This is a genomic window from Thermococcus thioreducens (assembly GCF_002214545.1).
GTDB classification, from domain to species: Archaea; Methanobacteriota_B; Thermococci; order Thermococcales; family Thermococcaceae; genus Thermococcus; species Thermococcus thioreducens.
On sequence record NZ_CP015105.1, the window covers coordinates 494672 to 508605 of the forward strand.

Annotated in this window: 17 protein-coding genes and 4 tRNA genes; 12 read left to right on the forward strand and 9 right to left on the reverse strand. The window is 51.4% G+C overall.

The features are described 5' to 3' along the window. The first annotated feature begins 4 nt into the window (after nucleotides 1-4). Nucleotides 5-92: transfer RNA gene (locus tag A3L14_RS02740), tRNA-Leu, on the forward strand. A gap of 57 nt (nucleotides 93-149) precedes the next feature. Then, a complete protein-coding gene (locus A3L14_RS02745; RefSeq protein ID WP_055430126.1) occupies nucleotides 150-308 on the forward strand; it encodes a 50S ribosomal protein L40e in 159 nt (52 codons plus the stop codon). An 89-nt stretch (nucleotides 309-397) separates the two neighbouring features. Here A3L14_RS02745 and A3L14_RS02750 read toward each other — a convergent pair whose 3' ends face one another. Next, on the reverse strand, nucleotides 398-724 hold the full coding sequence (locus tag A3L14_RS02750; RefSeq protein WP_055430125.1) for a PadR family transcriptional regulator: 327 nt from the start codon (nucleotides 722-724) through the stop codon (nucleotides 398-400). A gap of 110 nt (nucleotides 725-834) precedes the next feature. Here A3L14_RS02750 and A3L14_RS02755 point away from each other — a divergent pair, with 110 nt between their 5' ends. Both A3L14_RS02755 and A3L14_RS02760 read left to right on the forward strand, forming a co-directional pair. Next, on the forward strand, nucleotides 835-1134 hold the full coding sequence (locus A3L14_RS02755) for an FUN14 domain-containing protein (protein WP_055430124.1): 300 nt from the start codon (nucleotides 835-837) through the stop codon (nucleotides 1132-1134). Nucleotides 1135-1158: 24 nt separating this feature from the next. Further along, nucleotides 1159-2481, forward strand: coding sequence for a lipopolysaccharide biosynthesis protein (locus A3L14_RS02760; RefSeq protein ID WP_055430123.1), 1323 nt, complete (start codon nucleotides 1159-1161; stop codon nucleotides 2479-2481). On the opposite strand, the gene A3L14_RS02765 is transcribed toward A3L14_RS02760, so the two are convergent. Beyond that, nucleotides 2453-3208, reverse strand: coding sequence for a metallophosphoesterase family protein (locus A3L14_RS02765; RefSeq protein WP_055430122.1), 756 nt, complete (start codon nucleotides 3206-3208; stop codon nucleotides 2453-2455). The two genes, A3L14_RS02760 and A3L14_RS02765, sit on opposite strands and share 29 nt — an antisense overlap. 483 nt (nucleotides 3209-3691) lie before the next feature. Beyond that, nucleotides 3692-3769: transfer RNA gene (locus A3L14_RS02770), tRNA-Arg, on the reverse strand. Nucleotides 3770-3836: 67 nt separating this feature from the next. Between A3L14_RS02770 and A3L14_RS02775 the strand changes: the two genes are divergently transcribed. Further along, nucleotides 3837-4289, forward strand: a complete 453-nt coding sequence (locus tag A3L14_RS02775; RefSeq protein ID WP_198300102.1) for an Lrp/AsnC family transcriptional regulator — start codon at nucleotides 3837-3839, stop codon at nucleotides 4287-4289. On the opposite strand, the gene A3L14_RS02780 is transcribed toward A3L14_RS02775, so the two are convergent. The 5 genes from A3L14_RS02780 to A3L14_RS02800 are packed head-to-tail and all read right to left on the reverse strand — an operon-like array spanning nucleotide 4275 to nucleotide 7465. Beyond that, the gene (locus A3L14_RS02780; protein ID WP_055430121.1) at nucleotides 4275-4601 is read right to left on the reverse strand and encodes a hypothetical protein; all 327 of its coding nucleotides are present in this window, start codon (nucleotides 4599-4601) and stop codon (nucleotides 4275-4277) included. The genes A3L14_RS02775 and A3L14_RS02780 overlap by 15 nt on opposite strands. A 5-nt stretch (nucleotides 4602-4606) precedes the next feature. Further along, on the reverse strand, nucleotides 4607-5323 hold the full coding sequence (locus tag A3L14_RS02785) for a phosphoribosyltransferase family protein (RefSeq protein WP_055430120.1): 717 nt from the start codon (nucleotides 5321-5323) through the stop codon (nucleotides 4607-4609). 54 nt (nucleotides 5324-5377) lie between these two features. Then, the gene (locus A3L14_RS02790) at nucleotides 5378-5878 is read right to left on the reverse strand and encodes a YkgJ family cysteine cluster protein (RefSeq protein WP_055430119.1); all 501 of its coding nucleotides are present in this window, start codon (nucleotides 5876-5878) and stop codon (nucleotides 5378-5380) included. 4 nt (nucleotides 5879-5882) lie between these two features. Continuing rightward, nucleotides 5883-6122: an Lrp/AsnC family transcriptional regulator gene (locus tag A3L14_RS02795; RefSeq protein ID WP_055430118.1), complete on the reverse strand. Its 240-nt coding sequence runs from the start codon at nucleotides 6120-6122 to the stop codon at nucleotides 5883-5885. Continuing rightward, entirely contained in the window at nucleotides 6119-7465 is a 1347-nt protein-coding gene (locus A3L14_RS02800; RefSeq protein WP_055430117.1) for a signal recognition particle protein Srp54, read from the reverse strand. Before A3L14_RS02800 ends, A3L14_RS02795 begins: the two co-directional genes overlap by 4 nt. A 415-nt stretch (nucleotides 7466-7880) precedes the next feature. Here A3L14_RS02800 and A3L14_RS02805 point away from each other — a divergent pair, with 415 nt between their 5' ends. From A3L14_RS02805 to A3L14_RS02825, 5 genes are all read left to right on the forward strand, one after another. Next, complete coding sequence (locus A3L14_RS02805) at nucleotides 7881-8735, forward strand: damage-control phosphatase (protein ID WP_055430116.1); 855 nt, start codon at nucleotides 7881-7883, stop codon at nucleotides 8733-8735. 82 nt (nucleotides 8736-8817) lie between these two features. Next, nucleotides 8818-9027 (forward strand): hypothetical protein, encoded by a 210-nt coding sequence (locus tag A3L14_RS02810; protein WP_055430115.1) that lies wholly within the window; start codon nucleotides 8818-8820, stop codon nucleotides 9025-9027. Between the two features lie 91 nt (nucleotides 9028-9118). Then, nucleotides 9119-10420, forward strand: coding sequence for a hypothetical protein (locus A3L14_RS02815; RefSeq protein WP_055430114.1), 1302 nt, complete (start codon nucleotides 9119-9121; stop codon nucleotides 10418-10420). Nucleotides 10421-10461: 41 nt separating this feature from the next. Then, complete coding sequence (mtnP, locus tag A3L14_RS02820) at nucleotides 10462-11265, forward strand: S-methyl-5'-thioadenosine phosphorylase (RefSeq protein WP_055430113.1); 804 nt, start codon at nucleotides 10462-10464, stop codon at nucleotides 11263-11265. Nucleotides 11266-11369: 104 nt separating this feature from the next. Next, on the forward strand, nucleotides 11370-12710 hold the full coding sequence (locus tag A3L14_RS02825) for an FAD-dependent oxidoreductase (RefSeq protein ID WP_232473399.1): 1341 nt from the start codon (nucleotides 11370-11372) through the stop codon (nucleotides 12708-12710). Nucleotides 12711-13043: 333 nt separating this feature from the next. Here the strand turns inward: A3L14_RS02825 and A3L14_RS02830 are convergent. After that, nucleotides 13044-13121, reverse strand: a tRNA-Gly gene (locus A3L14_RS02830). A 104-nt stretch (nucleotides 13122-13225) separates the two neighbouring features. Between A3L14_RS02830 and A3L14_RS02835 the strand changes: the two genes are divergently transcribed. Together A3L14_RS02835 and A3L14_RS02840 are read left to right on the forward strand one after the other, a co-directional pair. After that, a tRNA-Arg gene (locus tag A3L14_RS02835) sits at nucleotides 13226-13303 on the forward strand. A 158-nt stretch (nucleotides 13304-13461) separates the two neighbouring features. Next, nucleotides 13462-13920: a hypothetical protein gene (locus tag A3L14_RS02840; RefSeq protein ID WP_055430112.1), complete on the forward strand. Its 459-nt coding sequence runs from the start codon at nucleotides 13462-13464 to the stop codon at nucleotides 13918-13920. Nucleotides 13921-13934: the final 14 nt, after the last annotated feature.

The window sequence follows — 13934 nt, forward strand, 5'->3', positions numbered from 1 at the left end:
TCGCGCGGGGGTGCCCGAGCCTGGCCAAAGGGGGCGGACTTAAGATCCGCTGCCGCAGGGCTGCGCGGGTTCGAATCCCGTCCCCCGCACCAAAGCTTTAAAAGTCTATGGGGATAGGTGTGTTGGATTAAGATCATGAGGTGATCACGATGGCGAGATTCCCAGAGGCTGAGGCCAGAATCTTTAGGAAGTACATCTGCATGCGCTGCGGCGCTACCAACCCGTGGAAGGCCAGGAAGTGCAGAAAGTGTGGCTACAAGGGTCTCCGCCCGAAGGCGAGAGAGCCGCGCGGTGGAATGGGACGCTGAGGGCTTTAGCCCTCAAAGGTTTCCCTTTTGCACTTTTCTAGGTGCCTGCGTTGTCGGACTAAAAAACTTCTGGAAAAACTTATGGAAATTCACTCCCTGAGCTTTGAGAGCATATTCTCAAGAAAAGCTATGCCTTCCTCCAGGAGCTTCTCCCCCTCTGGGGTGAGCCTGTAGTACTTCCTGGACGGTTTTCCCGTTTCGCTCTCCTGCCATTCTGCGGTAACGTATCCTTCCTTCTCCAGCTTGTAGAGAACGACGTACGAACTGACCGTTGCGGGCTCGAAGTTGAAGGCTTCCTTTATTCTCTCCTTGAGCTCGTAAGCGTACATTGGCCTCTCCTTTAGGAGCCGGAGAATGTAGAGCCACAAGACTTCCTTTGTTATCTTGTTTTTGAGCCTCTCCATCGGGGTCGTCATGGCTTTCACACCTACTTTTATGCTTTAGAAATATTTTGGAATCGTGTAATTTAAACATTTTGGCAAAAACGTTTTATTCTCCAGTGCACGACTGATATTAGGTGACTGAAATGGAGTTCAACGTAAATGCAATGGTGGGTGACATTGGGGTTGGGGGCGTTGTGGGTTTTGTCACAGGATATGCCCTGAAAAAACTAATGAAGCTCGCACTGGCCCTTATAGGGGCCTATGTCCTGAGCCTGTTCTGGCTCCAGCAGAAGGGAGTCATAACGGTGAACCAGGACAGGCTGTTTAACCTTGCCAGTGGATGGACAAGTGAGATAATCGGCCTGTCCGACAAAGTTCTGGGGATACTTCCTGGAACTGGGGCGTTTGTCGTGGGATTCTATCTGGGCTTCCAAAAAGGTTAAATTTTTCCCTTTCCCTCTCCATCCATGAGCTACGAGCGCCGGGTCATTCTACGCCATTCGCTCGCATCGGTGGTCGCCCTGGGCCTCACTGGGCTAACTAGGTTTCTGTACAGCGCAGTAGTCGCTAGGCGCTTTGGCATTGAGGCTCTTGGGGCGGCGAACTCCCTTATATCCCAGGCGTTTTTCTTAGCCATCCCGTTGAGCTTCTTTGCGATAGCCCTTGGCAAATACGCCTCTGAATTCTTGGGGGCCGGCAAAACTGATTCAATACGCTCAATAACCCTTCCCTCATTCCTCCTCCCGCTTGTTGGACTGCTCCTCATCCCTTTAAATCTCTACCTAGGAATCCTTGCAACACTCAGAGGAATTCAGCTGACCCTCAGGAACTTTCTTTACGGCATCCACCGGGGGGAGCACTACGCGTACATAATAACACTGGCCTTTGTGGGTTTTCTGGTGGGGTTTTTATTCCCCAACGTCTTCGCGCCGTACCTGCTCTTCCTTGGGCTGATTGCGGTTTTCTCTGCCGCTTATCTGGTGAGGTTTGACTTCGTTGGAAAGCCCAGAACTAGCGAGATAGGTCTCCTCATCTCATATTCGGCCTTTGCGTTTTTGGGTACCCTATCAGGTGTATTCCTGATACAGGGTCCCTATTTTATGAGTGAATATTTATCCAGCCCGGAGGTTGCTGGGAGAGTGTCGGCGATACTCTCCGCGGCCTTTCTTCTGACGTATCTCCCCCAGATCCTTCAGTCGGCCATAATGCCCCTCTTTTCCTACAAGTACGGGAGAAATGAGAGCGACTACGTTAAACTCCTCGCCGAGAAGACCACGTCCATTTTGATACTCGTGACCGGTGTTGCAGTCTTTGTTCTCATGTTGCTCGGCAGGGAGGTTCTCTCGGCAATATTTGGCTTCGATGTGGGTTCCGCTTTCTACCTGGCCCTTATGGCTATGGAGGTCTACATAGCTTACAACCCCAGCATAGTCGCCCTGAACTCAACGGCCTATGTCAGGAGAGGGACACTTGTTGCTCTCCTCGGTGCCTTTGCAGTTTTCCTTTCGTGGTTCTACCTCATACCTGCATTTGGAGCTATGGGTGTGATGGCGGGCTTGATACTTGGTTACTGCCTCATACTCGCAGGCGTTGCCCACTATGCAAGAGCCCTTCTGGATATATCCCCCAGAATATACGTTCCACTGGCCTTGGCGTTGCTTCTCCAGTCCCTGGTGTTCCTGTCAAAGTTTGCTCTACTGGGAGGATTTCTGCTTTTCCTTGCTTACAATAGAAAGGAGATAACGGATGGAATAAGTCTGGTCAAATCTTTCCGTGGTAGAGAATCCTGACGAGCTCCTCTGGCAGGCCTTCCCTGCGTATCCTCTCCTCTATGAGTTTCTTGTCGTAGTCAACCTCTATGAACTTTGTGTGGAGTGTATCAACATCCACGAGGGCGAACGTGGCCTTGTGCTCCCTTCCAGGTGGGAATCCTATGCTTCCCGGGCAGATGACCCTTCCGTAGCGGGTCATGGCGTTGACCGGATACCTCGGTGATGCCACGAAGAGTATCTCGTAGTCTTTCATGGGACGCATTATTGTCTCGTAGTAGCTCGTCGGCTGCTCCGGGAGGACTTTTCCTCCGAACGGATCCAGAGGACTTCCGTAGACGCCAAAAATGTCGTTCTTTCCAATCCTGTCGACCAGATAAACGGGCAGGTCGCGTATAAACTCCCTGCCCTCGTGGCCGAGCTTTTCCCACGTGTACTTCAGGGCCAGCTTGATGTGCTCTGGGTAGTTCACACGGCCAATGTAGTCGGGCCCCTCGGCGTGGGGGTCGCTCTCCGCTATGACCTGGTCGAACTCGCCACGGATTACGCTAACCTCATTGTTCCTTATGAGGTCGTCGAGGGTATCCAGGATCTCCCTCGGATAAGGGAACAGGCCAACTATGTTTCCAAGGATGTAGTACTTCTCGATCTCATAACCCTCCTCTTTGAGAACCTCTATCTTCTCGATGGCCTTTGCAAGGGCGGGAAGGTTGCCGTTAACGTTTGCCAGAACCGCGACGTACACCATCCTCCCACCCCCCCACTTTTTCTTACCCAAATTAACTAAAAGTTCCGAAAATATTTAAAGATTTCGGAATGAGAACGGGGGCATGATTTCTCTCCTCTCCAGGCCAAGTCCCTTGGGCGGAGAAGATATCAGTTGACCGGCCGGGAAAAGGCCTCAGATGGTTCGGAGGTCCGTCTTTTTTCTGGATTTCTTCTCCCTGTGTATGCTCGCTAGGTACAGCAGGAGAGCGTCCTCCACCATATCCATCACCTCCTGTGGATTCTCACATCCCTTTCTGTTGTTTTTCAACGGGAGCTTTTGAATAGCTCTTTTTGAAAAACGCTTTACTCTTTCTCTTGAAAGCCTCGCCCTAGGTGGAGAGGTCCAGCAAAGATCCAGTAGTTCTCATGAAATTTTAAATATCTGCCAATAATGCCTGCAAAATTGGGTAGTGCTGTGGATGCCACAACGTCTGTGGAACTTTTTGTCTGACAAAAGTTTCTATGGCGGACCGGCGGGGATTTGAACCCCGGACCTGCGGCTTAGGAGGCCGCCGCCCTATCCTAGCTAGGCTACCGGTCCTCTGCCCGCTATTCCCTCCAAGGGAAGGGTATTTAAAGTTTACGGTGTAACAGGACTGGTGGTGCGGATGGTGGATGAACTGGATCTTAGGATACTCTCTCTGCTTCAGGAGAATGCCAGGTTATCCTATCGTGAGATAGCGCGTGAGCTAAAGGTCGCTGTTGGGACAGTGTACAACCGCATCAAGAGGATGGAGGAGGAGGGAGTAATCCGGGGATTTGCACCGATTCTTGACTATGAGAAGCTTGGCTTTGGTCTCACCACGGTGATAGGGGTTAAGGCCCAGGGCAGGAAGATAGTTGAAATAGAACGGGAAATAGCCCGCAACGATCGGGTTGTGATGGTGTACGACATCACCGGGGAGTTCGACATAGTTGTGGTGGCCAAGTTCAAAGATAGGGCCGATATGAACCGCTTCGTCAAGTGGCTTCTCTCGCTGGAGGGTGTGGAAAAAACGAACACGAGCGTGGCAATGCAGGTTGTCAAGGAAGATCTGCGGCTTAAGCTAACGGAGGACTAAAACTTGCTCTAGAAACCGTTTGGCAAAGTCATCAAAGCTCTCGACCGGAAGCTTCACTTCTTTTCCGTTGACTTTCCCCTCGAATACAAGCATTCTGGCGGCTATTTCGCGTATCTTTTTGAAGTCTGAGTTCTCGGCTATGGTGCTCTCAAGGGTCTCGGTAAACTCTTCCTCGCTGGCCAGCCTGACGACTCCCTCTATGACTACCTCCCTGCCGCACTCCTCTTCGGTGCACACGAATTTGAAGGGGAGGCCGAGTTCGACCTCCACAGGTATTGTCAGGCCGTCGGCGTTGTAGATGAACACCTTCATCAGTATCACTCCAGCCTTATGAGGCTCTCCACCGGGATGCTGTACTCCTCCTTGAGGTGGTCGATGACATCACCGACGCTTATGAGGAAGAACATGCCCACGGGTTTTGCCCCCGCCTGTCTGCACATCTCAAGGAGAGCCCTCTGGGTCTCACCGCTCCTTATCACGTCATCGACTATGAGGACGTTTTCGCCCTTTCTGAGCGCCCACTGGGGAAGGTACAGGGTTGTTACGCTTCCAGAGGCGCTCGGAACGTAGCTGACCTCGTAGAACTTCTCGACTCCGACCTCCTTTTTCTTCTTGGCGTATACAACGTCAACGTTGAGTTCCCTGGCCACGTGGACACCGAGGGCGATTCCGTCGGTTGCGGCGGTGAGGACTTTGTCCACGTTCTTGTCCATGTATCTGCCAGCCACCTCCTCTGCGATGAGGCTCATAAGGGATGTATCGCTGAGCACCGGCATGTTGTCAAAAAATCCGTACTCGTCAAATTTTATCCTCTTTCTAACTTCCTCCTCTATGTTGATGTACGGGAGGAGCAGTTCAAGGAGCTCCTTGGTTCTCTCGGCACTCGGAAGGACCTTCCCCCTCACGTACCTGTTGAGCACAGTGATGGGAAGGCCGGTTATCTTGGACAGTTCCTCGTAGGTGTAGGTCTTCTTAAGCAGTCGGAGCACCCTGACCAGTCTGAGCTTTTCCTGGACCGACTTTAGCTGACTCATTCTCTCACCTCCAGTGGCCAAAAATTAACAAGAAAATGTATAAATAGGTTTCGGTCACTCTTGGCTCTTCACAACCTTTCTGCGGTACTCCTCCACAACATCGCCGTATTCCCTCAGGATGAACTCCCGGGTTATTGGTTCGCCTTCAGGGTGGTCGAGGCCTGGACAGAAGGAGTCCATTTTGACGTATACTTCCATAACTCTTCCCTGCTTCACGAAGACGAAGGGATACAGCCTGCATGCCAAGGGTCTCTTCCCGTATATCCGGCACCTCATGGTTTCGGGGTCGAGAAAGACACATCCGCCGTCAAAGGGACGCTTTTTGAGTGCATAGCTCAGGAACTTATCACCCCGGTAAAACATCTTTTCATAGTCCACGAATTCCCAGGCGTTGTAGCCGAGGTCCTCTATCCTCGCTATGTCCTCATCTCTAACCGGTATCTCAAGCTCGTAGCAGCACTTTCCACAGCTTTCGACGCACTTAAATTTAAAAGAAAGGTCATGCTCGACTTCGAGGGTGTCGAGGTGGATCGTTGCAACCCACCTCTTTTCCAAGACTTCACCCCCTGTACGAGCTGGCTATCAGCGTTTCCGTCATCTCTATGTTTTTCACTTTTCTCAGCACCTCATCATGGAACCTGTCAAGCTCATGGATGTTCTCAACTTCCACCCGGATTATGATGTCGTACTCTCCATAGACGCGGTATATCTCCTTTATCCGTTCCTCCTTTGAGAGGGCGCTGTATACTTTCTCCTCGGTTCCGGGCTTAACAACAACCAGCACGAAGGCCTCGATCATATCCCAAACCCCCCAAAGTTAAATTTCCTTGCCATCTTAGAAAGCTTTCTCTTGTCCATGCTCTTGAACATCTTCCTCATCTGGTTGTACTGGTGGAGCAGTTCCCTGACCTCCTGGGTGCTGGTTCCGGAACCTCTGGCGATTCTCTTTATCCTCGAATAGTTGATTATCTCCGGGTGTTCGAGCTCCTCCTCCGTCATCGAGTCCATTATTATCCTGTACCTCTTCAGCTTCTCCTCTCCGACTTTGACAGCATCATCGGGCAGGGAGTACCCGAGCCCCGGAATCATCTGGAGTATCTGCTTTAGCGGCCCCATTTTCTGCATTGCCTCAAGCTGGGCGTACATGTCCTTGAGGTTGAACTTGCCCTTGAGGAACTTCTCAAGGTCCTCCTCTTTGAACTCCTGGGCCTTCTGGAGCTCCTCAAGCTTCTGAAGCAGGCCTTCTATGTCGCCCATGCCGAGCAGTCTGGATACGAAGCGTTTGGGGTCGAAGGGCTCAAGGTCGTCTATCCTCTCCCCGACGCCTATGAACTTTATGGGCGCCCCGGTAGCGGCAACAGCAGAGAGTGCCCCGCCACCTTTGGCAGAACCGTCGAGTTTGGTGACTATTATTGAGCCTATCGGCGTTGCCTCCTTGAACGCAAGCGCCTGGTTGTAGGCCTGCTGGCCGATGGTTCCATCAATGACCAGAATCACCTCATGGGGCTTTATTGCCTCGCTTATTTGCTTCATCTCCTCGATGAGGCCGGTTTCCTCTTTGTGTCTTCCGGCCGAGTCCACTATTATGACGTCCACACCCTTGCCTTTGAAGTACTCAACGCCCTCGCGGGCCAGTTTGACGGCATCTTTCTCTTCGGGGTCGCCGAAGACCTCTATCCCAAAGGGTTCAACGAGCTGTTTGAGCTGGTAATAGGCACCGGGACGCCAGGTGTCCGAACAGACGAGGCCTACTCTGTAGCCCCTCTTCTGGAGATGTCTCGCCAGCTTCGCCACGCTCGTAGTCTTGCCCGATCCCTGGATACCAACGGTGAGCAGAACAGTCGGCTTATCCTTTATTTCGAGGGGCTTGGCCTCCTTTCCGAGGAACTTTGTGAGCTCCTCATAGACTATCTGGATTATGTGCTCCTTCTTTGATGCTCCCGCTGGAGGCTTCTCTTCAAGCGCCCTCTTCTCTATCGTCTTCGTCAACTGGAGGACCATCCTAACGTTAACGTCCGCCTGGATGAGCGCCCTCTGTATGTCCCTCACGACCTCTTTTATGAGGGCCTCGTCAACTGTGCCGGAACGGGCGAGCTTCCTGAGGGCATTGTTGAGTGCCTTCCCTAGCTTCTCTAAGGCCATTTTCTCCCACCGTAGTGATGGAGTCTCCAAAGTTTATAAACGGTTGGGTTTCCGTATCCTGCTCAAATGTATTCTTTTGGTAAAAGAGGGGCCCTTTTAGGTCTTTAAATTGCTCATTATTGTTCATCCAATATCGAAAATCTTCATTGTTGCTTTTTTGGAAGATTGTAGATATTTCATGGGCACAGATGAGGGTTTAAGGGCTAGAAAAGCTTTTAAGCCCAAGATCAGGCCGGACACGCTGGAAGAAGTTAAAAGGGGTGAGAGGAATGGAGTGGATGACTGCGCTTTACGGCTACCTAGTCGTGAGGGAGATGCTGAGAAAGAGAAATCCAATCCCTGAGGAGCTCGAATACGTCGAGAAGCTCAGGGCTTGATTTATTAAGGGCCTTTTCAATCTTTCCCTGGTGGTAGGATGAAGATTCACTACGAATGTATCGCGTGCACGGTCGCTCAGGCTCAGAAAATAACCGAGATGAGCACAGAAGACGTGGAGATGCGCAAGAGAGCTATGGTATTCCTCGCAAACAGGCTGGGAGAGTTCTTCAGAGAGGATTCGGTTCCGGCCACGGACGGGGGCAGGCTGTTCCTTGAGCTCTACGATTTTCTGGGAGACGATGATCCGTTCGGGGAGTATAAGAGAATTTCCACAGGGCTTGCAAGGAGCGTGGCGGCGGAGGTGCGTAGGGTTGGTGACATAAAACGGGCCCTGAAGCTTGCCATCGCGGGGAACACCATAGACTTTGCTGTTAGTTATGGCCCAAAGAAGATTGGAAACGACCTCTTCGACCTTGCTTCCAGGGAGCTTTACATTGACCAGAGCGATGAGCTCTTGATGGAGCTTGAGCGGGCGAAAACGCTCCTCTACCTGGTGGACAACTGCGGTGAGATATACTTTGACAGGATATTCATAGAGCTTATACGCAGGGAGTTTCCGGCTCTTGATGTGTACGTGGCCGCCAAGGAGGGACCGATAATCAACGACGCAACGGTTGAAGACCTCCGGGAGGCCGGATTTGATAAGATTGCGAGGGTCATTTCTACGGGTTCAAGGCTTCCAGGGGCGCCTTTGGAGTATGCGTCCCCGGAATTCTTGCGGCTCTTTGAGAGGGCCGATGTAATAATTGCAAAGGGGCAGGCGAATTTTGAGACCCTAAGTGACCTCGGTGACGGCAGGATATTTTTCCTCCTCAGGGCAAAATGTTCCCCAATTTCAAGAGAGCTGGGCGTCCCAAAGGGGGCGCTGGTTTGCATGCGGTCAAAATTTTAGTCAATTGTCGATATTATCTTTAACGAATGTCTATGGGAAAGCTTTTTATATTTTAAAGTAGTAGATATAAGTGGTGATACCGATGACAACCGTTATCAGACGTGATGCGGAAAGGTTTTTGAAGGAGCTTAGGGCCCATTACGGCGATGTCTGGCGGATACCATCGAGCAGATACCTGTCCAGGCCGGATTTCGTTGTGGTAGATCCCAAGAGTGGCAAAAAGACCAAGGTAAGCTTTGTCTCTCTCGATGATGGAGAGGTCGTTGGAGTTGTTTACGACGAGCTTGGCTGAACTTTCGTTTTTTGACTAACCTCTTGTGTTATGTTCTGAACACCGGAAACGATTAAATACCATCATATCGTAAGTTTTCCGGGTGAAAATAATGCCATTGGACGTTTATCGCGAGGCCCTCCGGTTGGCTTCTGATATACGGGACAAGTACCTCCGGGCAGTCACGTACGCTAAAATTGGTTACTACATGTACCGCGCCAAAAAGCCGGAGTATAAAACTGCTTTTAAATATGCCTTCAACGCCGCCGCATCAATTGATAACCCCGTTCTTCTGGTCAAAGCCCTCGTGGAGATAGGGGCGTACCTTAAGGGGGTAGATGCAAAGACTTCCCAAAAGGTCTTCCATCAGGCTTATGAGTCTATTCTGAGCTTTCCCGAACCCCTGAAGGATGACCTCCTTGAAGAGCTGGTCATTCGCCTTCTGGAACTGGACATGCCCGATGATGCCCTCTTCTATGCCACCGACGTCAAGGACTCCGTAAAGCGAAACGACCTGTTCCTGAAGATACTCAGGGTCTACCTCAAGAAGGGCAACATGCGCAGGGCAAGACTCATCATAGAGCGGATAGACGACGAACCCTGGCACTCCATAGCCGCCATAGAGGCGATAAAGGAGCATCTGAAACGTGAGGAGTTCGGAAGCGCTATCAGGGTTCTCTCGGAACTTAAGAGCGAGTACTGGCTCGGAGAGGCCATGAAGGAGGTTGCTGTCCACCTGAAGAACTCAGACGTCCCAACGGCCACGTACGAGAAGTTCGTGGACATCGCGCTGGGAATGTCATCAGACACTGGATTTGATGTATTGAAGTCCCTCCTAATTGGTCTTGGCAGTCAGGGAGAGCTGGATTTTGTCATGAAGATCCTCGAACGGATGTATCCTGACGAGAGGCTCTCCATCCTGGAAGGCATCGTCAAAACTTCAGTCGACAAGGAGGATGTTCTACTGGCCCTCCTGGGGTATCTGGAAGGTGAAGAGTTCGAAAGGATAGCCGGGGTTATAATGGATCACCTGCTATCTAAAGGGGTCACTGCCAAATATCTGCCCCTTGTCAGGACCATAGGGGAGCACACCCGGGAGGATACAATCAGGGTTAAGGTGGTTACGTACCTCTCGAAGCTCGGTGAGTTCGATGAGGCGCTCAGGTTTGCTGGGCTTGTCCGCGGCAACTACCTCCGCTCTCTCGCCTTTGGTAGCATAGCCGTCTCCAGGCTGAAATCAGGGGACATCGACGGGGCCATAGATGCCGCCCTTGAGGTTAAAGACCCCAAGTGGGGTTCGTGGTTGCTCAGCGAGATTCTCACGAAGATACTGGAACTGCAGGCTGAGGGAGAGGTCAGCGAGGACATCGAGGAGAAGGCAAAACACCAGAAGGTTCTGTGGGAGAAGCACTAACGTTTTAAGCCCTCCCCCTTTTCTCATTCTCAGGTGATACCATGCCGAGGATAGCAATTATTGGAGGTTCCGGAGTCTACGACCCCAAGCTGCTCCAGAACGTCAGGGAGGAGTTCGTAAGCACCCCCTACGGAAAGGTCAGGGTGAAGATAGGTGAATACGGTGGCGAGGAAATAGCGTTCCTAGCAAGGCACGGCGAGGGACACAGCGTTCCCCCCCACAAGATCAACTACCGTGCCAACATATGGGCCCTTTACGAGCTCGGTGTGGAGAGGATTCTCTCAACTTCGGCAGTGGGCTCGCTCAACGAGGCCATGAAGCCGGGCGACTTCGTTATCCTCGACCAGCTTATTGACTTCACCAAGACGAGGCACTACACCTTCTACGATGGCGACGAGAGCCCTCACGACAGAAAGTTTGTGGCCCACGTTGACTTCACCGACCCCTACTGCCCGGAGCTGAGAAAGGCACTGATAACGGCCGCGAGGGAGCTTGGGTTTGAATACCACCCAACGGGAACCTACGCCTGCATGGAAGGCCCGAGGTTCGAGACAAGGGCGGAGATAAGGGCCCTTAAAATACTCGGCGCCGACGTCGTTGGCATGACCCAGTGCCCGGAGGCGGCCCTGGCGAGGGAGCTTGAGATGTGCTACGCCAGCGTGGCCATAGTCACCAACTTCGCCGCGGGGATAAGCAGGGAGAAGCTCACCCACACCGAGGTCGTCGAGCTGATGGCCAAAAAGAGCGAGGAGATCAAGTACCTCCTGATGAAGTCCATCAAGTACATTCCAAAGGAGCGCCACTGCGCCTGCAAGGATGCCCTGAAGGGCGCGACCGGGGAGTGATCCTTCTTCTCTCCTTTTGTTTACGGATACTGCTTACATCCAGTCAAGTTTGATAACGAAACTGTTTAAAACCTTTGGGTGGAGATATCAGTGGTGATTTCGAAATGATGAAGTACGATGTTGTGGTTGTCGGCGCGAGCGCCGGCGGCATAACCACGGCCCTCGCCGCGAAGAGGTTCTATCCCGACAAGAGCGTCTTGGTAATCAAAAAGGAGGACGTTGGGATAATCTCATGCGGCATTCCGTACGTCTTTGGAACCCTCAAGAGCATTGATGAGGATCTAATCCCCCTCGACATGTTCTTCAAGCCAGCAGGAATAGACGTTCTTGTGGATGAGGCGACCCACATAGACCCCAAGACCAAGCTCGTAAGGACCAGAGGGGGAGAGGAGGTCCGGTGGGAGAAGCTCGTCATAGCTACCGGCTCCAGACCCGTTATTCCGGAGGTTCCTGGATTTGACCTCGACGGTGTGTATACCATACCCAAGGATTACGAATACCTAAAGAAGCTTAAGGAGCGGGTGAAGGAGGCAGAGAACGTCGTTATAATCGGTGGCGGGTTCATAGCACTTGAAGTGGGTGACGAGATACGAAAACTCGGGAAGGACGTCACTCTGGTCGTCAGAAGCAGGCTCCTGAGGAGCTCCTTTGATCCGGAGTTCAGCGAAATGGTAGAGAGCAGGCTCCGTGAGGTGGGTGTTGATATTGTTTACGGCCACATCGAAAGGCTCGCTGGTGAACAGAGAGTCGAGAAGGTCAGGCTGGTTGGTGGCACCGAGCTCCCGGCTGATCTCGTGATATTCTCAATAGGCTACAGGCCGAACGTTGAGCTTGCCGTTAAGGCAGGTCTCAAGGTTACGCGCTACGGCATCTGGACCGACGAGTACATGAGAACATCCCATCCGGACATCTTTGCGGTTGGCGACTGTGTGGAGCACAGGGACTTCTTCACGGGGAAGCCGTACACCCTTATGCTGGCTTCAACGGCAACCTTTGAGGCCAGAATAGCTGGAGCGAACCTCTTCAGGCTCCAAATAGTAAGGGAGAACAGGAGAACGATAGGCGTCTACGCCACCCATGTTGCCGGTCTGACCCTCGCGGCGGCAGGCCTTACTGAGGAGGCCGCTAGGAAGGAGGGCTTTGAGGTCATAGTGGGCTATGGAAAAGCCCCGGACAGGCATCCCGCGGTTTTCCCGGGAACGTCCATGATAACTGCGAAGCTGATATTCTCCCGCGACAGGGGGGCGATACTAGGCGCCCAGATAGCTGGAGGTAAGAGCGTCGGTGAGATGATAAACATCCTTGCCCTCGCGATACAGAAAAGGCTAACGGCGAGCGAGCTTTACACGCTCCAGATAGCCACCCATCCGCTCCTCACGGCCTCGCCGGTTGCCTATCCGATACTTCAGGCGGCTGAAGATGCCTTGGCGAAGCTGAGAACCTAAGGGGTTTTTTGTGGTTTTCACTTCTTCTTTTTGTTTGTTTTGGCATTTTGGAAAAAATTGATAAAGAATGTTCTTCTCTACGAAAGGCAAAAATAAACCGTGCACTGTCTAACTGCGACTTAACCTCGGGTTTAACTCCGAAATAAACCTTTTCAAGAGATTTCACTTCTTTTTTGGCGTCCACAGGACGCCTTTCGCTTAGTGAAACCTTGTAAACCTGAAAGTTAAGGAACAAACCTTTAACGGGTCAATTTTTAGGGAACCCATGGACCCATTGGTAGTAGTGGGACAGTAAGAAACATTTGATCGAACTTTTCTCCAGAAAAGTTTGTGTGGTGCGGTGGCCGGGATTTGAACCCGGGCCAGCGGCGTGGCAGGCCGCTGTCCTAGACCAGGCTAGACTACCACCGCAGTTCAGGCCCGTAGAATACTCACCTTCGGGCGCTTTATAAATCTTTCGGTGAGCTGAGACGGTTAAATTTATAAAGACTCCCTTAGAAGGGTTAGCGGGCAGTGCCCCGGTGGCCTAGTCTGGATAGGGCGCGAGGCTGCGGACCTCGAGGTCCGGGGTTCGAATCCCCGCCGGGGCGCCATCATAATTTTGGTTGTATTTTGGTTGTTAAGTTGTTAATAAGTTGTGTTTAGATGTTGTTTGAGAATGCTACGTTAATAACTGCTAGCAAAAACACTACAAAAATGTTTAAATATTCTTTGAGCATACATACTATAACATCAATCTCGGGTGAGTAAAATGAATAACAAAACCCTACTTGTTAGTTGGATAACTGCTAGCCTTGGAGGGATTTGGGGGACGTATGTAGGATACGACGCAGGATATGGATACCAGTTAGGCACCTTTCAGATAAATCAACTGGAAATATTCGCATATGGGGTCCTTGCTGCCATAATCTTTAGTGCCGTTGTTGCATCAGTATATAAGGGAGTAGTAGATAAACAATGTCCCAAACCTCTATCCACGCTTTTCATAGTGTTCAGCCTCATGGTACTAGTTAGCTATTATGTAGGAGTTACACTAGGGCAAAATACTGGAAAAGGTGACGCGTTTTTCATGGAGTATACTGGACCATCAGGTAGCGATATTGTCATGGTCATAATATTCTCATTAGTTATAGCAATCGGAGCAATATACCTAGGTAGGCTAGCATCGAATGACACAAGCGCATTAGCAGGAGTTAAAAAGAAAACATAAAAGGTGTATTGGTG